20 protein-coding genes are annotated in these 21589 nt (G+C 71.7%); 9 read left to right on the forward strand and 11 right to left on the reverse strand.

The window, feature by feature from the left end:
• Window positions 1-96 precede the first annotated feature (96 nt).
• Window positions 97-1287: a hypothetical protein gene (locus OV427_RS15325; protein ID WP_267856851.1), complete on the forward strand. Its 1191-nt coding sequence runs from the start codon at window positions 97-99 to the stop codon at window positions 1285-1287.
• A gap of 6 nt (window positions 1288-1293) precedes the next feature.
• On the opposite strand, the gene OV427_RS15330 is transcribed toward OV427_RS15325, so the two are convergent.
• Together OV427_RS15330 and OV427_RS15335 are read right to left on the reverse strand one after the other, a co-directional pair.
• Window positions 1294-1599 carry a hypothetical protein gene (locus OV427_RS15330; protein WP_267856852.1) on the reverse strand — a complete coding sequence of 102 codons (306 nt, stop codon included), beginning with the start codon at window positions 1597-1599 and terminating at the stop codon, window positions 1294-1296.
• A gap of 59 nt (window positions 1600-1658) precedes the next feature.
• Entirely contained in the window at window positions 1659-1883 is a 225-nt protein-coding gene (locus OV427_RS15335) for a hypothetical protein (protein ID WP_267856853.1), read from the reverse strand.
• A gap of 222 nt (window positions 1884-2105) precedes the next feature.
• Here OV427_RS15335 and OV427_RS15340 point away from each other — a divergent pair, with 222 nt between their 5' ends.
• Window positions 2106-2315, forward strand: coding sequence for a hypothetical protein (locus tag OV427_RS15340; RefSeq protein ID WP_163989770.1), 210 nt, complete (start codon window positions 2106-2108; stop codon window positions 2313-2315).
• Between the two features lie 120 nt (window positions 2316-2435).
• On the opposite strand, the gene OV427_RS15345 is transcribed toward OV427_RS15340, so the two are convergent.
• The 5 genes from OV427_RS15345 to OV427_RS15365 form a co-directional block, all read right to left on the reverse strand.
• Complete coding sequence (locus OV427_RS15345; RefSeq protein WP_267856854.1) at window positions 2436-3236, reverse strand: hypothetical protein; 801 nt, start codon at window positions 3234-3236, stop codon at window positions 2436-2438.
• Between the two features lie 219 nt (window positions 3237-3455).
• The gene (locus OV427_RS15350; protein ID WP_267856855.1) at window positions 3456-4217 is read right to left on the reverse strand and encodes a DUF5953 family protein; all 762 of its coding nucleotides are present in this window, start codon (window positions 4215-4217) and stop codon (window positions 3456-3458) included.
• A gap of 1 nt (window position 4218) precedes the next feature.
• On the reverse strand, window positions 4219-5154 hold the full coding sequence (locus OV427_RS15355) for a DUF6310 domain-containing protein (protein ID WP_267856856.1): 936 nt from the start codon (window positions 5152-5154) through the stop codon (window positions 4219-4221).
• Window positions 5155-5280: 126 nt separating this feature from the next.
• On the reverse strand, window positions 5281-6186 hold the full coding sequence (locus OV427_RS15360) for an AEC family transporter (protein ID WP_267856857.1): 906 nt from the start codon (window positions 6184-6186) through the stop codon (window positions 5281-5283).
• Entirely contained in the window at window positions 6183-7220 is a 1038-nt protein-coding gene (locus OV427_RS15365) for a LysR family transcriptional regulator (RefSeq protein WP_267856858.1), read from the reverse strand. Before OV427_RS15365 ends, OV427_RS15360 begins: the two co-directional genes overlap by 4 nt.
• Before the next feature lie 103 nt (window positions 7221-7323).
• On the opposite strand from OV427_RS15365, the gene OV427_RS15370 reads away from it, so the two are divergent.
• The 5 genes from OV427_RS15370 to OV427_RS15390 all read left to right on the forward strand — a co-directional run bounded on the left by OV427_RS15370 (window position 7324) and on the right by OV427_RS15390 (window position 17079).
• Window positions 7324-7920, forward strand: coding sequence for a hypothetical protein (locus tag OV427_RS15370; protein ID WP_267856859.1), 597 nt, complete (start codon window positions 7324-7326; stop codon window positions 7918-7920).
• A gap of 83 nt (window positions 7921-8003) precedes the next feature.
• A complete protein-coding gene (locus OV427_RS15375) occupies window positions 8004-9803 on the forward strand; it encodes a sigma 54-interacting transcriptional regulator (protein ID WP_267856860.1) in 1800 nt (599 codons plus the stop codon).
• Window positions 9800-13642 carry a protein kinase domain-containing protein gene (locus OV427_RS15380; RefSeq protein WP_267856861.1) on the forward strand — a complete coding sequence of 1281 codons (3843 nt, stop codon included), beginning with the start codon at window positions 9800-9802 and terminating at the stop codon, window positions 13640-13642. The genes OV427_RS15375 and OV427_RS15380 overlap by 4 nt, the downstream gene beginning before the upstream one ends.
• Window positions 13643-13721: 79 nt before the next feature.
• On the forward strand, window positions 13722-15401 hold the full coding sequence (locus OV427_RS15385) for an ADYC domain-containing protein (RefSeq protein ID WP_267856862.1): 1680 nt from the start codon (window positions 13722-13724) through the stop codon (window positions 15399-15401).
• Between the two features lie 427 nt (window positions 15402-15828).
• A complete protein-coding gene (locus OV427_RS15390) occupies window positions 15829-17079 on the forward strand; it encodes an MDR family MFS transporter (protein WP_267856863.1) in 1251 nt (416 codons plus the stop codon).
• Between the two features lie 317 nt (window positions 17080-17396).
• Here OV427_RS15390 and traC read toward each other — a convergent pair whose 3' ends face one another.
• The 4 genes from traC to OV427_RS15410 form a co-directional block, all read right to left on the reverse strand.
• Window positions 17397-19208, reverse strand: coding sequence for an outer membrane exchange accessory lipoprotein TraC (traC, locus tag OV427_RS15395; protein WP_267856864.1), 1812 nt, complete (start codon window positions 19206-19208; stop codon window positions 17397-17399).
• 89 nt (window positions 19209-19297) lie between these two features.
• On the reverse strand, window positions 19298-19441 hold the full coding sequence (locus tag OV427_RS15400; RefSeq protein ID WP_267856865.1) for a hypothetical protein: 144 nt from the start codon (window positions 19439-19441) through the stop codon (window positions 19298-19300).
• Window positions 19442-19492: 51 nt separating this feature from the next.
• Window positions 19493-19633, reverse strand: coding sequence for a hypothetical protein (locus tag OV427_RS15405; protein WP_267856866.1), 141 nt, complete (start codon window positions 19631-19633; stop codon window positions 19493-19495).
• Complete coding sequence (locus OV427_RS15410) at window positions 19630-20046, reverse strand: LysR substrate-binding domain-containing protein (protein WP_267856867.1); 417 nt, start codon at window positions 20044-20046, stop codon at window positions 19630-19632. The genes OV427_RS15405 and OV427_RS15410 overlap by 4 nt, the downstream gene beginning before the upstream one ends.
• 171 nt (window positions 20047-20217) lie before the next feature.
• On the opposite strand from OV427_RS15410, the gene OV427_RS15415 reads away from it, so the two are divergent.
• Together OV427_RS15415 and OV427_RS15420 are read left to right on the forward strand one after the other, a co-directional pair.
• Window positions 20218-21069, forward strand: coding sequence for a hypothetical protein (locus OV427_RS15415; protein WP_267856868.1), 852 nt, complete (start codon window positions 20218-20220; stop codon window positions 21067-21069).
• Between the two features lie 266 nt (window positions 21070-21335).
• Window positions 21336-21572, forward strand: a complete 237-nt coding sequence (locus OV427_RS15420; protein ID WP_267856869.1) for a hypothetical protein — start codon at window positions 21336-21338, stop codon at window positions 21570-21572.
• The last annotated feature ends 17 nt before the right edge of the window (window positions 21573-21589 follow it).

Here is a 21589-nt window from a genome sequence, read left to right on the forward strand (position 1 = left end):
ATGCCGGGAAACACACGCTCTGCCGAGCCCCCCTCTTTTCGCGCTCCGGCGGCGGTGCGCTAGGGTGCCTCACTCGCCTGCCCTTCACACCCCACCATGCCCGCGCCGACCCCCAAGTCCCGCCCTCCCCAGGACGCCCTGCCCTCGCGGCTGGAGGCGCTGCTGGAGTCCCTCACCGACCGACACCTCGCGGACCGGCTGGAGCGCGTGCACCGCGCGGCCGCCGTGGCCATCGACCGGCTGGGACACCTGAGCATCGCGAAGTACGAGCCGACGTCGGTGGAACCGGACGGCGGCGCGGACCTGTCCCTGTGGGAGACGATGGCGCCCGCCATCGGCGACACGCTGGTGGGCGTCAACCAGCTCGTCGCCGCCGTCCACAAGGAGTTCCCCCCGCCCTCGCGCCCGGCCGGCACGAGCGAGGGCTGGGCGCCTCCGCCCGCCAGCTCGGACGAGCGGCTGGCGCAGGAGGTGGAGTCGGTGCTGCACTCCATCGCGGCGCTGCTGGCGAAGCGCGTGGGTGAGCTGGGACTGCAGATGCGCCGCCCCGAAGTCGTCAGCGACCGCTGGACGCTGATGGCGGAGCTGCAGGCCTCCCGCGCCGACTTCAGCGTGCGCATCGGCGACCTCGTCTACCTCACCGCCGCGGCCTTCGAGGACGTGCGCCGCGAGGACGTGGTGCCCGGCTACGTGCACCAGGTGGGCGCGCGGGCCGCCCTGCGCGCGGCGGCGGCGGACCTGCGCCGCTCACTGCAGGGAAGGCTGGAGCGTGCCGCGAAGGCGGAGGCCCGCGCGCGCCCCGCACTGGCGAAGCAGGTGGCGGAGAGCCTGTCGGCCTTCGTCTCGCTCCCCGCCTCGGTGGCGCTGCGCACGCCGCAGAAGCACCAGATTCTGGAGCTGCGCGCGCGCCTGGTGGAAACGGCCTCGAAGCCCGAGCTGGAGCCGGACGCGCTGCCGGCGCTGGTGGAGCCCTTCCTCGCGGCCATGGAGGGGCACATGGAAGAGGTGACGCGCACCTGGCTCATCGTGCACGACCGCGCGGTGTGGGCGGCGTGCGGGGTGAAGCTGGAGCAGGGGGAGATGCACCTGTCGCTCGGCTCGCCGGGCGCGGCGCGGGCGGTGGCGGACGCGGTGGAGGCCGCGGGCGCGCTCCAGGGGCGCGTGGGCGCCTTCGACGTCTTCCTGCGCAAGGCGCGCCAGCAGACCACCGAGGGCCTGGACGAGGCAGGGACGCGGGAGCTGCTCGCGCTCTTCCGGGAGCGGCTCTCGGCCCTGCCGTTCAGCTGAAGCGGACTACTTCTTCGCGGCGTCGCCGGCCGGAGCGGCCGTGGCCTGCGCGGGCAGCGCCGGGACCAGCGGCTTCGGCGGCGTGACGCGGAGCTCGTCGAAGCGCGCGGCGAGCGTCTCCGGCGTCATCTCCTCCTGCCACTGCTTGGGGTTGGTGTTCCAGCCGAAGTCCGCCGGCACCTTGCCGCCGCCCTGGCTGGCGTAGCCAATCATGTCCGGGAACTGCGTGGACCAGCGGCCCGCGGGGTCCGGCTCCTTGGTGATGTGCTGACGGTTGGGACGGTGGAGGAAGGGCTTGGGTGCGTCGCTCATGGGCGAAAGCCTCTCCGAAAGCAGCCCGCAAGGGTAGAGGGAAGCGGAGGCCCGAGGCCTCAGGCTGCCCGCCGGGTGCGCTTGCGGCGCACGGACGTCACGGGGGGCAGCACCCTCGGCCCCAGGGCGAACACCGCCGCGAAGTACCGGGCCTGGGCCTCGCTGCCATAGCGGTAGCGCCGGACGTCCCCATCGCGCGTCCGCACCTCCACGCCCCAGCCTCTCCTGTCGTGGAGGAGCTCCACCTGTCCCACCTCGCCCATGCCATCCCCTCCCACATCCATGTCCCTCCGCTCTTGAAATCCCCGTGCCAGCGCCGCGCCGTAACGACTCCGGGTTGCGGTGTCGGAGAGTCATCACTCCCCGTGGGGGCGGTAAGGATTGCAGGAGGGCCCGGCTGGTCGCCTGCTGTCGCCGGGGCGCCGTGGAAGCGGGCACGGGTGTACGTCCCGGGCTACAACCCCGGGTCGCCTTGTGCCTTGCGAATCCTGCGTTAACTCAAAGGCATGACTCACTTCGAGAGCAGCAACGGCGACCGGTTCGCCGAATTCGTCCTTCCCGACGGCTGCGTGCTCTGCGGCGGCGAAGTGACTGTGCGCGCCTCACAGGCGGGCGCGCACAGCTACTGCCCGCAGTGTCACTGGCTGTCCAAGCCGAGCATGCGCGTGCACGACAACAGCGTGGAGCTGTCCTTCGCGACGACGGCGCAGGCGTAGCGCTCGACATCCTTCTCGGGTGGCGCGGAGGCAGTCCTGCCCCGCCACCCTCCGCCGCTTCAGCCGGGGGCCCCGCGGGGCCCCCTTTTCATTCACCGCGAGCGGCTGCGCGCGCGGGCCTCAGTGAGGCCCGTGCATGCTGCTGGAGTGCCCCGTGGCGAGCACCTCGTCGCCGCGCTGTCGGTCCTCTTCGTCCCAGGTGCGGCCGTCCTCGTAGCCCCACTCGTTGAGGTCGACCTGGTACTGGACGTGGGACAGCAGCCGGCCACGGCAGAGCTTCCGCTCCCAGTTGCCCTCCTGCACCGAGCCGCTGGCGCGGGACAGCAGCTCCTGCATCAGCCACTCGGGGACGATGGCGCGGTCCGCGGGGTAGGCGAAGCGGAAGAGCATGAGGTGCGAGAGGAGCACCTCCCAGTACCTGTCGAAGCGCTTGAGGAGCCGCGGCCAGTCGAAGTTGGCGCCCGCCTTCACGAGGAGGTGGGTGAGCTCGTGGCCGTCGAAGCGCTCGCGCTCCAGGACGAAGGCCTTGCTCCAGAAGATTTCCTCCGCTGGAGGCACCTTGCACGCACAGCCGAGGAGCTGGGCGCAGACGGCGTGCTCGAACCAGCCGTCGTCGACGACGGTGAGGCCGTTGCCGGAGGCGAAGATGATGTCGACGAGGTAGTCGTCCCAGAAGGCCTTGTGGAGCCAGCCGTGGACGTTGCTCTCGGTGCGCCACTCGTTCCGGGCCAGCAGCTCGAGGGCACGGTCCGCGTCGGCCTTGCGGATGAAGAGGTCCAGGTCCTTGGTGTCGCGATAGATGCCGGTGTAGTGCGCGAATGCGTACGCGCCGCCGACGAGGAATGGAATGCCGGCGTCATTGAGTAACTGGATGGCGTAGGCGCGTGCGCCCAGCTCGGCGACAGGTCGCCGGACCTCCATCCGCCGCGGGTCCCCCCCGGGTGCTCCCGAGGCCTTCGGTGGTTGCTCAGCCATGCGCAAAAGATAGGAGGACAGAGCCTGCACGACAGCGGTACGGCCGCGTGCCCGGATGAAGGGCAGGCAGGGAGGCACAGCGGTTGGTCCGGGGCTCGCGGTGGAGTGTCGGATAGCGCGCGATTCTCCGTCTCAGCGAACCAGCAACTCTCCGCGATGCGTGACTCAGCGGGCTGAGCGACCGCCTATCTCCGGGAAGCGCTCGTAAGCGCGCAGCAGCGCGTCAAGGTGGGCGGGGTCGTCCAGGTCGAGCGGCGCATCCGTCAGCCGGACAATCCACCCGCCCGTTGCGGTACGCCGCGCCCGCGATAGCAGGTCCGCGTCGCGCGAAGGGTCTGGGAACCCGAGGGTCCGCGCGGTGGCGGACGACCAGTAGTTCAGCCACCCCAGGTACTGCGGGATCTCCGGGGAGCGGATGTGCTCTGACTTCTTGAGCACTGGTAGCCCCCGCGGTGGGCGATGCGGCCCATGAAACGGGCGACTCGTCTGCTCCGCGATGTCCCCCGCCGCGCGCTTCGGCGTGGCATGTCCCCAGTAGGAGAGCGCGCCGTCCGCAACGCCTTCCAGCACGGCCGCCGCCGCCGCGATGCCGGCTGCGTTCAGCGGCAGTGCCACGTGGATGTCGAACAGCGGCTGACCTCCAGGCCCGCTGTCCGCCGGTATTTCCAGCCCGTAGGTCGTCACGCGATAGCCCTCATCGCCGTTGCAGAGGAGCGGGAATCCCCCGTCCGACCTCCCTTGGGCGACCCATGCATCGCGCTGCGGCAACGGAACGAGTTCTCCCTCGTCGGAGATCGTCCACTCCAAGCGCAAACCAGGGAACGCCCGTTCCATGGCACGAACAACGGCCAGGGGGCGCGCATCGTCGCCCACGAGCGCGGGCGCGTAGACGAGGATACGAAGGTCGTTTCGCTGCGTGGCTGTCACTTCAGCACCAGTCCATGACGACGATATCGAGGGAGCGGTCCGCGTCGCGCAGAGCAGCCCGATGCTCGGCGCTGCGAACGCCAACCCAGAAGTTGAATCCACAGGCCCTTGCGAGATCACGCTCACGCCGCAACTCCTTCACCTGCTTCGCAATCACGATCTCCTGAAGCTCGGGCGGGTACGTGTCGAAGTTATCTGTCTTGACCTCCCACAGCACGCGGGCGCGAAGTTGCAGCGCGTCGAAGCGCTTGCCGTTGACGAGCACGTCAAAGCCGCGAGCGTCGTTCTGCGGAACCCTGTCGGCGCACGTGTTGTGCAGAGCATCGCCGCCCAGGTGCGGCACGGGCCGGGGTGCACACTCCGGGCGGCGGTCTTGCTCCGCGGATTCGGGCGGCGCTGGGGGAAACCAGTCCTGACCTGATGGGGACCCCTCTGGCCCAGGCCTCGGTTCCGTCACCGGGTCCTGCGTGGCGGGCTTCGTTTCAGGCCGTGGCCTCGCAGGCTCACGGGATGCCTCTGCCTCGGGGCTGGCACGACGCCTCCGCGCATACTCATCCAGTTCCTCCTTGATGACGACGGCCACCACCACTGCGCTGGTGATGATCACCGCACCCACAACGATTTCCGGTGCCACCAGGATGCAGACTCCCAATCCCATGGCAGCCGCACCCGCCGAGGCGACAGCGCATCTCCCCGTGGGATCTCGAAACCGAACCTTGTCGTGGTCGAGCGCATGAAAGCACCGCTCCACCAGGACGGGCCATTCGTTGGAAGCCTCATGCACCACGCACTGCCCGTCATCCGCCCAGGGCAGCGTCGCCGCCCTCTGAAGGTTGGCGAGCCTCGGGCTCCGGGCCACCGGCGCTTTCGGGCCCGGCTCTGTCGTAGCGCAGGCCGAGAAGAGGAACAGCAGCACGATGCAGCTGAGGAACCGCATGGTCACTTCCGTTCAATCAAGCGAGGGAGCCGTAAATCAAGGCCGCACCAGTCTGGAGGATGTCAGCACGTCCTGATGGCGAGTCGGCAGCCTCAACCAGCGTCTCGCAGGAATCCCCTGCGCCCCTCACCGCACCAGCCACAGCATCAACGGCGCGGTGGCGAAGGACAGCGGAATCCCCACGCCGACCATCAGCACAGCCAGCTCCGGGTCCAGATTGTGCTCGGCGGCGAGGATGGCCGCGCTCACCATGGGCGCCATCGCCGCCTGGAGCACCGTGGCCTGCACCACCACCGGCGCCAGCCCCGGCATCGCCAGCAGTCCCAGCGCCACCAGCCCCGGCACCAGGAACAACTTGTAGGACAGCCCCAGCGCCAGCGCCGGAATCCGGTGGCTCACGCCCGTCAACCGCAGCTGCAACCCGACCGAGAACAGCGCCAGCGGCGTGAGCAGCGCGCCCAGTCGCTCCAGCACCGTGTCCACCCAGACGGGAAAGCCCCACGGCCGCAGTGCCAGCGACACCACCAGTGCGAGGAACGGCGGAAACGTCACTACCTTCCGCGCCAGCTCGCTCCACGGCAACTCCTTCTCCGCACTTGCCCTCGTCGCGGCCAGCGTCGCCAGCGTGGACAGCACAAGGAACGAGCCGAGCTGGTCCGCCACCACCGCCACCGCCAGGCCGCCCTGCCCCAGCAGCGCCTCCGCCATCGGCAGGCCGACGAAGGCCGTGTTGCCCAGCCCCGCTGTCAGCACCAGCGCCACCACCGACTGCCGCGTCAGCCCCAGCCGTGGCCCCAGCAACCGGAAGAACGGCCCCGCCGCCACGTAGTACAGCCACGGCACCACCGCGGCCACGATGAGCTCCGGCACGAACTCCAGCCGGTGCATCACCCGCAGCACCAACGCCGGCAGCGCCACGTACAGGATGAACGTGTTGAACGCGCTCGCCGCGCCCGATGAGAACTTGCCGCTGCGCCGGGCCAGCACGCCCAGCAGCAGGCACGTCCCCAGCAACCCGATGACCGCACTCATGACGTCCGCGCCTTCCCTCGCCGCGCCTGTCCCGCCCGAGCACGCGACGCCGCCTTCTTCACCGACTCCGCCGGATTCACCCGGGCGTCGGTCTCACCGACCCACTCCGAAGCCAATCCACCACCCGCCAGCAACGGTCTGTCCCTCTGGATGACCTCCGACAGGAAGTCCATCACCGCCCGCACCCGGGCGCTCTGCTGCAAATCCGGATGCACCACCAGCCAGATGTCCCGCCGCAGTGCCGCCACCGGAGGCAGCAGCCGCCGCAACCCCGGCAACGTGTCCCCCTGGAAGCACGGCATCAACCCCAGCCCCACACCCGCCCCCGCCGCGGCCACCACCGACAGCAACGAATTGCACCGCACCACCACCCGCGCGGACGTGGCCACCTCGCCCATCCACCGCGCCTCCGGCCACTTCGCCGCCGCGTCCGCATACCCGATGACGTCATGCCCCGCGAAGCCCACCGCCGGGTCCGGCAGCCCGCGCCGCGCCAGGTACCCCTCCGACGCGTAGAGGGAAATCGCAATCTCCCCCACCTTGCGAGCCACCAGCGACGCCTCCTTCGGCCGCGTCAGCCGCACCGCCAGGTCCGCCTCGCGCCGCGCCAGGTCCAGCGCGCCATAGTCCGTGAGGAACTGCACCTCGATGCCCGGGTGCCGCTCGCGAAACACACCGAAGCGCGGCAGCAGGTGATTCACGGCGAACGCCTCCGTCGTCGTCACCCGCACCACACCCTCCAGCCGCGCGTCCTCGCCGCCCGCCCGGCGCTCCACCGCGAGCACCGACGCCTCCATCTCCTCCACCGTGCCGCGGATGCCCTGCCCCGCCGCCGTCAGCACGAGCCGCCCCGGCGTCCGGTCGAACAGCCGCGTCCCCAACTCCTCCTCGAGCACCGTCAGCCGGCGCCCCACCGTCGTCGCATCCACCTTCAGCGCCCGAGACGCCGCCGCGAGCGTCCCCTCGCGAGAGATGGCCAGGAAGTAGCGCAGGTCATTCCAGTCCGGCATGGCGCCCTGCAAGATTGCAGGCACCCCCGGCAAACTCCAGCGTTTCCGCACGGCCGCCTCCAGGGCATTCATGTCTCCGCCAACGGGCCGCGACGCAAAGCGACCCACACCCCACGGGAGCACCGCCATGAACGCCACCACCCGCCTCGCCCTCACCCTCGTCACCCTCTCCGCCGCCGCGTGCGGTGGCGCCAAGACGGCCGTGAAGCCGCAGGACCTCGCCGGCAACTGGAACAGCGCCACCTGCGAGGCCATCCCCAACGGGGACGGCTCCAACAGCTACATCCAGCGCCACTTCCAGCTCACCGAGGCGAAGTGGACGCTCGACCTCGACGCCTTCGGCGACGCGCAGTGCCAGACGAAGCTCTTCACCGCCCGCGTCGCCGGCCCCTACACGCTGGAGCGCGACTCGGAGAAGGTGACCGGCGCCACCGAGGGCAACTTCGTCTTCGGGGAGCGCTCCCTCACCGCGCACGTGCAGCCGCTCGCGGACGCCTTCACCCAGTCCGGCTGCGGCGCGGGCGCGTGGACGGTGGGCGCCGAGCAGTCCGTCCCCGGCGCGTGCCTCTTCTTCAAGCCCATCAGCCAGTGCGGCACCGACCACGACGTGGTGAAGGTGGACGGCGACAAGCTCTTCTTCGGCCAGCGCCCGGCGGACAATGACATGTGCTCCCCGGACAAGCGCCCGCAGGCACTCGCGTCGCACCCCGTCGTCAAGGGCTGAGGCCCCCTCGCCATCAGGTCGTTGCACGTCCGCAGTCAGGGAGCGGCGGCCCTGTCGACTGTGCCAGACTCCCACGAGCGGACATGTCGACTCCGGACGCCAAAGAGACCCTGGATGCCCATCAACCCGACTCGCCTCCGGAGAAGGAGGCGGCGGAGCGGCTCTACCTGCTGGTCTTCGAAGGGGACTCGAGCTCGCTCTGTCCCCTGCCGCGCGAGGGAGAAATCCTGATTGGCCGTGGCAGCACGGCGGACCTCCGCGTGCAGGACGCCTCGGTGAGCCGCCACCATGCGCGGGTGAGCGTGACGGACGGCGTGGCGCGCATCGCGGACCTGGACAGCCACAACGGCGTCAAGGTCAACGGCGTCCGGGTGGAAGGCGCGCAGCCCCTGCGCAACGGCGACGTGGTGGAGCTGGGGGACGTCACCCTCGTCCTCAACTGCGAGGCCCGCCCCCGCGCCACCCCTCCCCTGCTGGACGCCAATGCCTTGCAGTCCCGGCTCGCCGACGAGCTGGAGCGCGTGGTGCGCTACGAGCGCAGCGTGGGCGTCGTCGCGCTGGAGCTCGGCCCCTTCACGGCCTCCCTCGCCGAGCTCGTCCGCGCCGCGAGCGGAGGCGGCCTGCGGCGGATGGACGTCGTCGGGCAGCAGGGCCCCGGTCAGCTCGTCATCCTCCTGCCAGAGCTGACGCGGGACGAAGTGGAGGACTCCGCCCGGCACCTCGTCGAGGCGCTCCTGCCGCTCGTCCCCGGAGCCCGCGCGGGACTGGCGACGGCCCCCCGGGATGGGATGGACGCGGACGCGCTCCTCTCCGCCGCGCGGGCCGCGGCGCTCGCGGCGCCCACCGGGGGCGTGGGCGTGAGCGGCCCCAACCTCTACCGGCTGGAGCTGGGAGAGCGCTCGGTCATCGTGGCGGACGCCGCCATGGTGCGCATCTACGAGCAGCTCCGGCGGCTGGCCTCCAGCTCGATTGCCGTCCTCATCCACGGCGAGACGGGCTCCGGCAAGGAGAACGCGGCCTGGGCGGTGCACCACTGGTCCAAGCGCGCGAGCGGTCCGTTCCTCGCGGTCAACTGCGCGACCCTCGTCGAAGCCCTGGCGGAGAGCACACTGTTCGGCCACGAGCGCGGCGCCTTCTCCGGCGCGGCGACGTCCCAGGCCGGTCTGTTCGAGCAGGCCAGCGGAGGCACCCTCTTCCTCGACGAGGTGGCCGAGCTGTCCCTCCCGGTGCAGGCCAAGCTGCTGCGCGCGCTGGACCAGAAGCGCATCACCCGGCTGGGGGACACGCGCGAGCGGCCCGTGGACGTGCGCATCGTCGCCGCCACCCACCAGAGCCTCGCCGACGCGGTGAAGGCCGGGCGCTTCCGCGAGGACCTGTTCTTCCGCCTCTCCACCGCCGTGGTGCTGCTGCGTCCCCTGCGCAGCCGGCCGCGCGAGGTGCCGCTATTGGCGCGCGCCTTCCTGGAAGAGGCCTGCGCCCGCGAAGGCCGGCCGCCGCTCGACATCTCCGCCGCCGCCATGGAGCTGCTATGCGCGTACCACTGGGAGGGCAACGTGCGCGTGCTCAAGGGCGTCATGGAGCGCGCCGCGGCCATGGCGGACGGCCCCGTGCTGGAGCCCTCGCACCTGCCGGACGCCCTCCAGCGACAGGAGCCTGACGACGCCGAGCCGCCCTCCCCACCGAAGGCGCCCGAGGCGCCACGCACCTTCCGTCCCATCGCCGAGGAGCTCCGGGAGGTGGAGCGGCAGCGGATGCTGGAGGCACTGGAGGCGACGGGCGGCGTGCAGAAGCACGCGGCGCGGCTCATCGGCATGCCGCTGCGGACCTTCGCGCTCAAGTACAAGCAGTATGGACTGTCTCGCTGGACCCGACCCGAGACATGACCGCCAGGGCCCCCACCTCCACGTGGCAGCCGCCCACCGACTTCGAGGAGTACCACCTCCTGGAGCCGCTGGGCCGGGGGGCCATGGGCGAGGTCTTCCTGGCGCGGGACACCCTGCTGGACCGGCTGGTCGCGGTGAAGTTCATCGCGGGACTGGCGCCCCAGGAAGGCCAGCGCGAGCGCTTCCGCAACGAGGCACGCGCCATCGCCCGGGTGCAGCACCCCAACGTGGTGGGCATCTACCGCGTGGGCGAGGTGCTGCGCCGTCCCTATCTCGTCTCCGAGTTCGTGCGGGGGCAGAGCCTCGACCGGCTCACGCTCCCGCTGCCGTGGACGCGCGTGCTCACGCTCGGCATCGGCCTGGCGCGGGGGCTCGCCGCGGCGCACCGGCGCGGTGTCGTGCACCGCGACCTCAAGCCCGCCAACGCCATGCTGGCGGAGGACGGCGAAATCAAGCTGCTCGACTTCGGGGTGGCGAAGCTCGTCGACGCGGCGGCGGGACTGTCCGAGCCACCGGGCGCCCCGGACGTGGAGTCCCCGCTCCGGCTTCCCGACTCAGGGGACCGGGACGCGAGCACCGCGGACCTCGTGCGGACCGGCACGCCTCCGCCGCCCGCCGGAGCACCGCCCATGCCACCAGCAGTCGCCGCCAGGACGGGGCTGGTGGGCACGCCGAGCTACATCGCACCGGAGACGTGGCGCGGCGCCGCCGCCTCCCCGCGCGGTGACGTCTACTCCTTCGGGGTGATGCTCTACGAGCTGTGCACCGGCACCCCACCGTACCGGGCGGACTCGGTCCAGGCCCTGCGCGAGGCGGTGCTCCAGGGGCCGTACCGTCCGCTCGCGCAGGTGGCGCCCCAGGTGGACCCGGCCTTCGCCGCCATCATCGACCGCTGCCTGTCACGCGAGCCGTCCGCGCGCTTCGCCTCGGGCGATGCGCTCCGCGAGGCGCTCGAGGCGCTGCGCGAGAGCACCGGTGACGCGGCGCCCTCCAACGAGCCGCCCTACCCCGGCCTCCACCCCTTCAGCGCCCGCAACCGCGCCACCTTCTCCGGCCGCGCCGCCGACATCCGCGCGCTGCTGGACCGGCTGCGCGCCGAGCCGCTGGTGCTGGTGGCGGGTGACTCCGGCGTGGGGAAGTCCTCACTGTGCCGCGCGGGCGTCCTGCCCCGCGTGGCCGAGGGCGCCCTGGGCCCGGGCACGTGGACGACGTGCGAGCTGCTCCCGGGGCGGCACCCGCTCGCGGCGCTCGCGGCGGCGCTGGCTCCACTCACGGGAGGAGACGAGAGCGCGCTGCTGTCCGAGCTGCGCGAGGCACCGGCGGAGCTGGGGCGCCGGGTGCGCGCGGGCAGTGACACGCGAGGCGTGCTCGTGCTCGTGGACCAACTGGAGGAGCTGCTCACCCTCGCCCCGCACGAGGACGCGGAGCGCTTCGCCGTCGCGCTGGAGTCGCTCACGGCGGGCGGGCCGAAGCTGCGGGTGCTGGCCACGGCGCGCGGCGACTTCCTCGCGCGGCTGGCCTCTCTGCCCGGCCTGGGGGAGGTGCTCTCGGGCGGTGGGCTGTACCTCCTGCAGCGGCCCACGCCGGAGGGACTGAGGGAGGCTGTCGTCGCGCCCGCGCGCGGCCAGGGCTTCACCTTCGAGTCGGAGGAGCTGGTTGAAACGCTGGTGAAGGCCGGTGGCGGCGACGGTGGACTGCCGCTGCTCCAGTTCGCCCTGGCGGAGCTGTGGGAGCGCAGAGAACGTGAGCGCCACGTGATTCCGGCGGCGGCGCTGCGGGCCCTGGGCGGAGTCGACGGCGCGCTGGCCCGCCATGCCGACGGCGTGCTGTCCACCCTGCTCCCGGTGGAGCGGGGTGCCGCGCGGCGCCTGCTGCTCCGGCTGGTGACGGCGGAGGGGACGCGCGAGCGGCGCACGCGGGCGGAGCTGCTGGGCGACGCGGGCCGCGAGGAGCGCCCTGCCCGCGCGGCCCTGGAGGCCCTGGTGCGAGGCCGGCTGGTGGTGGCCCGGGAGGCCGCGGGCGAGGAGGCGGGCGCGGGCACCTACGCGCTGGCGCACGAGGCGCTGCTGGTGCGCTGGGACACGCTGCGCGGCTGGCTCGCGGGAGACGTGGAGCAGCGCGTGCTGCACCAGCGGCTCGAGCGGGCCCGCGCGGAGTGGCAGCGGCTGGGGCGCGCGGAGGACCTGCTGTGGCGCGGCCCCCAGCTCGCGGAAGCCGCGCGCCTGCCCACGGAGGCGCTGGGAGATGCGGAGCGCGCGTTCCTCCGGGAGTCGCGCCGGCAGGGCATCCGGCGGCGCATCGCACGCGTTGCCGCGGTGCTGTCGCTGCCCCTCGTCGCGGCCGCCGTGTACGGGGGCCTCCAGCTCCAGGAACTGCGCGCACGGGAGCGGGACATCGCCCAGTCCGTGGCGGTGGCCGAGCGGGCGATGGCGCTCGCCCACGCGGAGCAGACGCGCGCGGAGACGCTGCGGCGCCAGGCCTTCGCGGCCTACGACACGGGCCGCAAGCAGGAAGGCGAGGCCACCTGGGCGGACGCGCTGGCGTCCCTCGGCACGGTGGAGCGCGCCCATGGCGAGGCGAGCACGGCGCTGGACACCGCGCTCCGGAGGGACTTCGGCCACGCGGACGTGCGCCGCCGCTTCGCCGCGGTGCTCTTCGAGCGAATCGAGCTCGCCGAGCACCTGCGCCGCCCCGCGCTGCATGCCGAATTGCTCCAGCGCCTCGCCAGCGTCGACGACACCGGAGAAGTCCAACGCCGCCTCCAGGCGCCGGCACGGCTGGACCTGGAGACCACCCCCACCGGCGCCACGGTGCGCGTCGAGCGCGTGCTGCAAGAGGGAGGCAGGCAGCGCTGGTCCCATCCCGAGCCGCTCGGCACGACACCGCTGCGGGGCGCCCCGCTGCCACCGGGCTCCTACCGCCTGACGTTCCACCTGCCCGGCCGCCCGCCCGTCCTCTACCCGGTGCTGCTGGAGCGCGAGGAGCACCACGCGGCCCGCCTCGCGCTGCCCGCCGCCGTCCCCGAGGGCTTCGTGTACGTGCCCCCGGGGCGCTTCCTCTACGGCAGCGCGGACGAGGAGACCATCCGCCGCAACCTGGTGCGGGCCCAGCCCCTCCACACCCTCGCGACAGAGGGCTACCTCGTCGGACGCACCGAGGTCACCCACGCGGAGTACCTCGCCTTCCTGCGCACGCTGCCGCCCGCGGAGCGCGCCGAGCGCCGTCCCCATGCGAGCAACTACTTCGGGAGCATCGACGTCGCGGAAGGAGCCGACGGCCGCTGGGAGTTCCGCCTGGAGCGGCCGGGCAACAGCTACCGCGCCCGGGAAGGCGAGCCCGTGCACTACCGCGAGCGGGAGCGCCGCATCGTCCAGGACTGGCTCCGCTTCCCCGTCTCCGGAATCTCGTGGGAGGACGCCCGCGCCTACGTCGCCTGGCTGGACTCGACGGGCCGTGTGCGCGGAGCCCGTCTCTGCGACGAGCGCGAGTGGGAGCGCGCCGCGCGCGGAGCGGATGGCCGCAACTATCCACACGGAGACCGGCTCGAGCCGGATGACGCCAACTTCGACGCGACCTACGGCCGCAAGTCCCTCGCCTTCGGCCCCGACGAGGTCGGCTCGCACCCCGAGTCCGACAGTCCCTTCGGGGCGGCGGACTTCACGGGCAACGTCTGGGAATGGATGCGCTCGGCGACCTCCGCCGACCTGCCCATCTACGGCGGGGGCGGCTTCTATCAAGACATCTTCACGGCCCGCAGCCTCAACCATGGAGACGGCGAGCCGCGCCTGCGCAGTCCATGGACGGGCCTGCGCCTCTGCGCCCCCGCTCCCCCGCCCTGACGTCCGCGCCCGTTGGCAGGGTTCCTGCTTTGGCGTGAGGCCGCAGTGTCTGGATGGCAACTGCAAGGAGAGAACATCCATGCGACGATTCATCAGACCCGCGTTGGGGGCGTGGGCGGTCATCATGGGAGGGCTGTCTGCCTCCATGGCCAGGGCCGATCCCCCTCCGCAGAGCGACCAGGGCACCCGCCTCCACGGCACCGGCGCCGTGGAGGACGCGCACGTCAACATCCGGCTCGAACCCACCACGCCGCCACCGGGCTGCCAGTCCGTCACCCTGGAAAAGGGCGGCTTCAAGGCCCAGGCCTGCGTTCCGACGGACTTCGCCGGAGCCACCTTCACATCGGTGGATGGCGACTGGACCTTCAAGGTCAACTCCGTCCACACCCACGAGAGCATCTACCAGGACTGCACGCCACCGAGCGTGTGGCTGCAGGACACGACCTGGGAATACGACGTGACGGTGTCCCGCGGCAGCCGCTCCTCGAAGCTGTGCCCCGACGGAAGCGGCGCGCTGGCCGTGCCCCTGATGTGGGCGCCGGGCGTGCCTCCCGAGGCGTGGACGGTCCGTCCCCCTACCCCGGTGGAGAACACCTTCACCTTCGCCTGTGTCCCCAGGCCCGTCGCGCAGGGGAGCTGCGAGTTCACGGGGGGCGGCGTCATCGCCAAGTGCATCGACTGGGGCTACCCGCCCTGGGAGCACATGGGCCAGTCGCTGACCGGGCAGTTCCTCGTCGGTGACACCGTCGCCATGAAGCAGCTGTCAGGGAACAAGACCGAGGCACAGAGCTTCCACCAGGCGTGCCTGCGCATGGCCACCGCGGACTACTGCGGCGTGGGCCAGAGCAACACGCTGGATGGCACGCCCATCGCCTTCTACGACACGAAGTACGTGCCCCTCGGCGCACCGAATTCCCCCGCGCCAGGCGACGCCCCCATCGTCACCACCCTCGCGGAGCCCGACAATGACCTCGCCTTCGAGGCCGCCTGGGCGGACTGCAGGTTGCTCGAGAGGCCCGTCGCGAACTCGGCCTGCGACACCATCGAGAAGCTCCGCCTGGGCTTCGGCGCGGTGTGCCTGAGCAAGAAGCGCTGGTCCAGCCTCCCCGTCGCCGGCACCTGCTTCGACCCCAAGGCCTTCCAGGGTGCCTCCAAGCCGGACATGGCGGGCAAGCCGTGCGAGGACTACACGGAAGCGGAGCTGGAGGCGCATGGAGCGCGGTTCTTCTCCTTCTCGCGCTTCCTCGACACGGGCCTCTACCGGTTCACCAAGGTCAATGCCCCGGCGGCCTCCATCACCACGACGAAGTACGACGTACCCTCGGCCTTCCCCTCGCCCGGCACCGTGAGCCTGAAGGCCGGAATCGACCCGGGCCAGCCCTATCACTTCACCCGGTTCGAGGGGGCCATCCTCTCCCGGAAGCTCTCGCCGGCGCTGCAGACCCGGTTCAACCTCAGGGGTCTCTATCGCTGCGTGAGCCAGACCCAGAGCGGACTTCACTACCTCCTCAACACCACGAGCACCGCCTTCCCGGAGGACGCCTGTGCTCCTCTGCCCCACGGGAGGCTGGACACCCTCCATGTGAATGCCCCCGAGGAGGCGCTGGAAGGCTTCGTCTCGCAGCTGAGCATGGGCTTCTCGGACACGGAGTTGCTCCTGTGGCGCGACGTGAATGGGAACTTCATCACGGCGACGGTGCAGCCAGGCTCCTCGTGGACGAACGCCGGGTCCCTCGGGTTCATCCCCGGCAACAACTGACACCGGGGGGGGCGGATGCAGTTCTTGCACACTCGTGCAGCCGCTGCTTCGCCCCTCGCCCGTCATCGTGCAAGCGCTGCATCCGGGGCGCGTACATGCAGGGAGCGCGGAGGATGACAAGGGCCCCCGCCCGGGAAGCGGTCCCCCCGGGCGGGCACCTGCTCATGTGCCATGTGGCGGCAGGCCTCCGCGCCACACCCGCCTCCTGGCGCCTTCCCTTGCAGGCGGCCAGTCCCGGAGGTGGCGCAATGGCCAGCCACCCTGTCAGGTGGAGGGCTCCCGCACCGTCGCCCCAGGTGCGGGCGTCACCGCCACTCCCGGCGACTTGGAGCGACAGCCCCGCTGCCCCATGCTCCGACCCCTTCATGCAACCCCACCGCACACCACCCCGTCCGGCCCCCTTCCCCGCCCTTCCAGAGCCGCGGCCATGACCGGCGCGCTGCGCGAGGCGATACGGGAGATGGCCGGCGGGCTGCCCCGCACGTACTGGGTGCTGTGGACGGGCACGCTCGTCAACCGACTGGGCAGCTTCGTGGTGCCCTTCCTCGCCCTCTACCTCACGCGCGAGCGCGGCTACTCCGTGGCGCAGGCGGGCCTCGTCGTCTCGCTGTACGGAGCGGGCACGGTGCTCGCCGGGCCGCTGGGCGGCACGCTCGCGGACAAGGTGGGCCGCCGCTTCACGCTGGCCGCCGGCCTCTGGCTGGGCTCGGGCGGCATGCTCTTCCTCGGCTTCGCCCGCGAGCCCCAATGGATTGCCGTGGCCGCCTTCACGCTCGGCGTCCTCGGAGAGCTGTACCGGCCCGCGGTGTCCGCCGCCATCGCGGACGTGGTGCCGCCCCTGGACAGGGCCCGCGCCTACAGCCTCTTCTACTGGGTCATCAACCTGGGCTTCTCCATCTCCCTCCCGCTGGCCGGGCTGATGACCCGCTTCGGCTACGTGGCGCTCTTCATCGCCGACGCCATCACCACCTTCGTCTACGGCTGCTGCGTCTGGCTGTTCCTCCCGGAGACGCGTCCCCCACGCCAGGCCACCGCGGCAGGCACCGCCGCGCACAGCTCGCTGCTCGCGCCCTTCAAGGACCCCACCTTCCTCGCCTTCGGCCTGCCCATCTTCGCGGTGGCCCTCATCTTCTTCCAGGGACAGGTGGCGCTGCCGCTGGACCTGGGCCAGAAGGGGCTGACGCCGGCGCAGTTCGGCTCGGTGCTCGCCGTCAACGGCGTCCTCATCGTCGTGCTGCAGCCCTTCACGGGCCGGCGGGTGGGCCGCATGCGCCGGGCCCATGCGCTGGCCCTGGCCGGGGTGCTCACCGGCGTGGGCTTCGGGCTGCACACGCTCTCGGCCAACATGGGGCTGGCCATTCTCGCCGTGGTGGTGTGGACGCTGGGAGAGATTGCCCAGGCTCCGGTGGCCTCCACCGTGGTGGCGGACCTCGCTCCGGCCGAGCTGCGCGGCAGCTACCAGGGCGCCTACCACATGCTCTGGGGGCTGGCCGCCTGTGCCGCGCCCGCGGTGGGCGGACAGGTGCTGGGCCGCTTCGGCGCCACCTCGCTGTGGCTCGGCTGTCTCGTCGTGGGCGTGGCCGCGGCCGGCTGGCACCTGGCCATCGCCGGAGCGCGGCGCCGCCGCCTGGACACGCTGCGCACCCTGCGCCCCGAGGTGAGCGCCAGCGCGGACTGAGCCTCACGAGAAGCAACGGGGGCCCGCATCCGGACAATCCCGTTACAGCAGCAACGGGTTTGACGTCACACACCCCGGTCAGGTCGGGATGATGGCGAGCAGGGTGAGGATGATGAAGGCGACGAAGATGAACAGCGCGGCGGCGAGGTTCAGGTCGCTCTCGTGGAGCAGGTAGTTGAAGTCGAGTCGCATGGCGGTGTCCCCGTGGAAGCCCCTTCAAGAGGGGCTACGGGAGGCACCGTCTGTGATTGCGAGCACGCACCGGCCTCGCCCCTGGGACGCCCGTGTGACGGGCGACGGGGGCGGGGCTTCACGCGCTACAGGCCGAGGAGGGCCTCGGGGCGGTTGAGACCGCGCGCGCGGCCGAGCGGCTGGAGGATGTCCGGCGGGGGCGCGTCCGCGGTGAGCAGCAGCGCCCGCACGGCCGTCTCCACCACGTCCTCGGCGCCCGGGCGCACCATGCCCCGGCGCGCGTCCTCCACGCGCTTGCCGCGGTAGGTGTCGAAGCGCTCCTTCACCCGGCGGGCCACGTCGGCCACGGCCTTGTCGCCCACCTCCACGCGCAGCTCCAGCTCGTTGCGCAGCTGCACCGGGTCCGCGAGCACGCCGTAGCGGTCATAGCCCTTGTGCGCCACGTCCTCGTGCGCCACCGCGTAGTCCTGCGTCTGGGGGGCCACCACGCCCGCGTCCTTGATGAGGTCCTTCATCACCGCGGTGACGGAGGCGGTGACGGTGAGCCGGTGCAACTGCACGTCGTAGACGAAGTCCGAGTACATGGGCTCCTCCACGGTGACGGGCTCGCGGAAGGCGGTGTCGCGGTTGCGCTGCACGTCGATGCGCTGCGTCTCCGACTTGTCCAGCGCCGCCTCCAGCGCCTTCTCCTTCTCCTTCACCGCGGTGGCCTTCTGCACGAGCAGTTGCTCCTCCTGCGCGCACACGCCGCTGGCGCAGCGGGCGGGGTTGCAGTCGCCCGGGAGCTGTCCCGGCTCCTTCGCCTCGCGGGCCGCCTCGCCGCACTCCTGCAGGGCCTCGCGGCACTCGCGGCGCTCGCGGTCCCGGCAGCGCTCGGCGCCCTCGCGCACGGTGAGCAGCTCGGCCTGCATGCGCAGGTACTCGCGCAGCGCCGCCGCCTGCTTGCGGTCGGTCTCCTCCAGGGTGCGCTCGGACTGGAGCAGCTTGCCCTCGAAGCCCGCGCGGCGCGGGTTGGGCACGGAGCGGTTGCCCGCGAGGTAGCGCTGCGTGCGCTGCGAGTCCTCCGTCACCTTCAGCGGCAGCACGCGCTCCAGCGACAAATCCAACCGCACGCCCTCGCGGCCCTCGGGGGCTTCCGTCACCACGCGCAGGGGGAGCTGCGTGGGCAGCATCGTCGCCAGCCGGCCGGCCGACAGGCGCTGCACCACGTCCGGCGCTCCGGCGCGGTCCTCCACGGGCGCGGCCACCACGAGGAAGGCCACCTCGTCGCGCAGCTTCTGCCGCACCGCCTCGGCCCGCTCGCGAGCGGCGGTGGCGCCCACGCGCTCCTGGTCCGCGCGCACGTACGCCACCAGCGCGTTGCCCAGCTTGCCCGCCTTCTCCAGGGTGTCGCCGGTGCCGAACCAGCGCTTCGCCCACGCCACCTGCACGCCGTCCACGCCCCGCTTCGCGCCCGCGTGGTCCGGGGCCACGGCCAGCACCGCGTCGAACTCGGCGCGCGCCTCCTTCAGCCGCTCCTCCTTCAGCGCCGTCTGGCCCACCGCCACGCGCTGGTCCAGCGTCTGGCCCAGCAGCTCGCGCGCGGGCCCGTTCTCCGCGTTGAGCTCCAGCGCGCGCACCAGTCGCTTCATGGCGCCGTCGAGGTCACCGCTGGCGTGGACGCTCCGGGCCTCCTCCAGCACCACGTCGCTCCAGGCCGTGCGCACCTTGCCCAGCTTCACCTTCACCTCGGACGCCTCGGGGTCCGCGGCGAGCGCGCGCAGGTAGGCGGCCTCGGCCTCCGCCCACTTCTGCTGCTGGCTGGCGGTGTCGCCCTCCTTCACCGCGCGGGAGAAGGCGGAGCAACCCGTGAGGGCGAGCAGCGTGGCCAGGGCCAGGGCTCCCAGCCAGCGGGAAGCGGCGGGAGCGGAGTGGGGACTTCGGGCGGGGGTAGGCACGGCCGCATCTTCGGGGAAAGCTCTCCCCGGGTGAAGACTTCGACCGCATGCCCGCCTGCCCCCCGGCCCGGGAGCAGGCCCTGTTGCCCCTATCCGCCACCCGCCCGGGCCGGCTTCCGTGACACCCGTGCCGCCATCGCGTCCACCAGGACGCGCAGCTTGGGCAGGCGCTGGGCCCGCGCGGGGAAGTACAGGAAGAGGCCCGGCACGACGGGTCCGTAGTCGGGCAGCACCTGCTCCAGCGTACCCGCCTTCAGGTCCTGCGCCGCGGCCTGCTCGTTGACCTAGGCCAGCCCGGCGCCCCACCGCGCCGCGGACACCATCAGCACCGCGTCGTCGGTGACGAAGGGCCCGCGCACGGCCATCTGGCACTCGCGCCCGCCCTTCTCCAATTCCCAGACATAGCGCTGTCCCGAGGAGCTCATGCGGAAGCCGATGCAGTCAGGCCCCAGCAAATCCCCGGGCCGCCGCGGCCGTCCCTTGCGCGCGAGGTACGCGGGAGCGCCCACCATGATGAAGCGGACCGGTGGGGACACCCGCACGGCCCCACCAGGTCCTTCTCGATGAACTCGCTCAGGCGCACGCCGGCGTCGTAGCCGTCCGCGACGATGTCCACGTTGCGGCCGTCCACGGACACGTCCACCGACAACTCCGGATGGCGGGCCAGCAGCCCCGGCACCACCGGCTCGATGACGAGCGGCACCGCGATGCGCGGCACCGTCAGCCGCAGCGTGCCGGCCACATGGGACATCCCCTCCTGCACCTCCTCCACCGCGGCCAGGGCCTCGTGCAACGCGGGGCCCGCACGCTCCCGCTCTCGCACGCCGACCCGGGTCACCCTCACTCCATGCCTGGGTTCGACCAGACCTGATTGTCGAGGCGCACACGCAAAATTACAGCGATATTGCCCGGGTTTATGCTGGCTGGATATATTTGCCCGCAGCCCCGCATGGCCGGTCGCCTCCCTGCCCGGTTCGCCATCGACCTCACCATGGATCCTGCTCTCCGAATGGTGTCACCCCAGCCCCGGCAGATTGTACGAACGGTGCTCCACGAGGCCCTGGAGAGTCGGCTCGGAGGCGAGGTGGTGGTGAAGTCCGCCGCCGTCTCCGGGCGCATCTTCGTGGTGGAGCGGAAGGTGGCCTGGGCCGTCATCACCGAGCCCGCCACGCCCAACTTCGCGGCGCTGCTCGTCGAGCAACGGCTGGTCAGCCGCGAAGACCTGGAGCAGGTGATGACGGAGTGCCGCAAGAGCGGCGGCAACTTCTGCGAGATGCTCGTGTCCTGGGGCCTCGTGGCGCGCGAGCGCGTGCGCGAGCTGCTGCGCGGGCACCTCGCCGGCCAGCTGGAGACGCTGCTGGCCACTCCGGACGCGCAGGCCCTCTTCGTCCCGCAGACTCGCGCCTACTCCAGCCAGCTGACCTTCGGACTGGAGGAGCTGGTGTCCCCCGTTTCGCAACACCCCACCCCGCACGCACAGCAAGAAAGAGCCGTCATGCCGAACGTGAAGCAGTCCCTGGAAGAGTCGCTGAAAATCGATGGAGCCTTCGCGGCCTGCCTGGTGGACGCCAAGAGCGGCATGAGCCTCGGCGCCATCGGCGGCGGCCCCGCCTTCAACGTCGAAGCAGCGGCCGCGGGCAACACCGAGGTGGTGCGCGCCAAGCTGAAGACGATGAACGCGCTCGGCCTCAAGGACAAGATCGAGGACATCCTCATCACGCTCGGCGAGCAGTACCACGTCATCCGCCCGCTCGCGTCTCGCGACGGCCTGTTCCTCTACGTCGCCCTGCACCGCGCCAACGCGAACCTCGCCATGGCCCGCTTCAAGCTGGCGGACATCGAGAAGGGGCTGGCGCTCTGAGCGAGCGGCCTCCCGCTCTCCTCACGGCGTGAGCCCGTCCGCCCCACGAGCGAGGCGCCGCGCCCCCACCGCGCGGCGCCCCCGTGCATGCACAGGTGCACCCGGGACGTTAGACAGGACCACCCTCTCTGCTGGACCCCATGAGGCAGGGCCCGCATATCGCGCGGACCGCCCGGGGGTGCGTCGGGAATGACGCGTCGCACCAGCCGGTAGAGGAAATCAGCATCCCGGGAATCAGCACCCACGAGGGGGGCGAGAGAGTCACCATGTCCTGTCCACAGCCGCGACCTACCGAGTTCCGTCTTCCGCTACGCGCCGAGACCTTCTCCATCGAAGAGCACCGCAACGTGCACTGCCGCTTCTACGGCGGCTGCATCGACGTGGCGGTGAAGAAGGACTGGGACAGCTTCACCTGCGCCAAGTGCCCCATGTTCCGCCAGGACCGGGCGCCGGGCGCGGACACCTACGCCTTCAATCAGCCCGCGGATGCAGGCAGGCCGTAGCCTGCCCGGCAGTCGGA

The organism is Pyxidicoccus sp. MSG2 (genome assembly GCF_026626705.1).
Classification (GTDB): domain Bacteria; phylum Myxococcota; class Myxococcia; order Myxococcales; family Myxococcaceae; genus Myxococcus.

What these genes read in the sequence shown, in the direction of transcription:
- OV427_RS15345 (WP_267856854.1), bottom strand. Translation starts at nt 3,236, where the DNA reads ATGGAGGTCCGGCGACCTGTCGCCGAGCTGGGCGCACGCGCCTACGCC.
- OV427_RS15405 (WP_267856866.1), bottom strand. Translation starts at nt 19,633, where the DNA reads ATGAGCTCCTCGGGACAGCGCTATGTCTGGGAATTGGAGAAGGGCGGG.
- OV427_RS15380 (WP_267856861.1), top strand. Translation starts at nt 9,800, where the DNA reads ATGACCGCCAGGGCCCCCACCTCCACGTGGCAGCCGCCCACCGACTTC.
- OV427_RS15390 (WP_267856863.1), top strand. Translation starts at nt 15,829, where the DNA reads ATGACCGGCGCGCTGCGCGAGGCGATACGGGAGATGGCCGGCGGGCTG.
- OV427_RS15325 (WP_267856851.1), top strand. Translation starts at nt 97, where the DNA reads ATGCCCGCGCCGACCCCCAAGTCCCGCCCTCCCCAGGACGCCCTGCCC.
- OV427_RS15420 (WP_267856869.1), top strand. Translation starts at nt 21,336, where the DNA reads ATGTCCTGTCCACAGCCGCGACCTACCGAGTTCCGTCTTCCGCTACGC.
- OV427_RS15360 (WP_267856857.1), bottom strand. Translation starts at nt 6,186, where the DNA reads ATGAGTGCGGTCATCGGGTTGCTGGGGACGTGCCTGCTGCTGGGCGTG.
- OV427_RS15370 (WP_267856859.1), top strand. Translation starts at nt 7,324, where the DNA reads ATGAACGCCACCACCCGCCTCGCCCTCACCCTCGTCACCCTCTCCGCC.
- OV427_RS15375 (WP_267856860.1), top strand. Translation starts at nt 8,004, where the DNA reads ATGTCGACTCCGGACGCCAAAGAGACCCTGGATGCCCATCAACCCGAC.
- OV427_RS15340 (WP_163989770.1), top strand. Translation starts at nt 2,106, where the DNA reads ATGACTCACTTCGAGAGCAGCAACGGCGACCGGTTCGCCGAATTCGTC.
- OV427_RS15330 (WP_267856852.1), bottom strand. Translation starts at nt 1,599, where the DNA reads ATGAGCGACGCACCCAAGCCCTTCCTCCACCGTCCCAACCGTCAGCAC.
- OV427_RS15355 (WP_267856856.1), bottom strand. Translation starts at nt 5,154, where the DNA reads ATGCGGTTCCTCAGCTGCATCGTGCTGCTGTTCCTCTTCTCGGCCTGC.
- OV427_RS15415 (WP_267856868.1), top strand. Translation starts at nt 20,218, where the DNA reads ATGGTGTCACCCCAGCCCCGGCAGATTGTACGAACGGTGCTCCACGAG.
- OV427_RS15385 (WP_267856862.1), top strand. Translation starts at nt 13,722, where the DNA reads ATGCGACGATTCATCAGACCCGCGTTGGGGGCGTGGGCGGTCATCATG.
- OV427_RS15335 (WP_267856853.1), bottom strand. Translation starts at nt 1,883, where the DNA reads ATGGATGTGGGAGGGGATGGCATGGGCGAGGTGGGACAGGTGGAGCTC.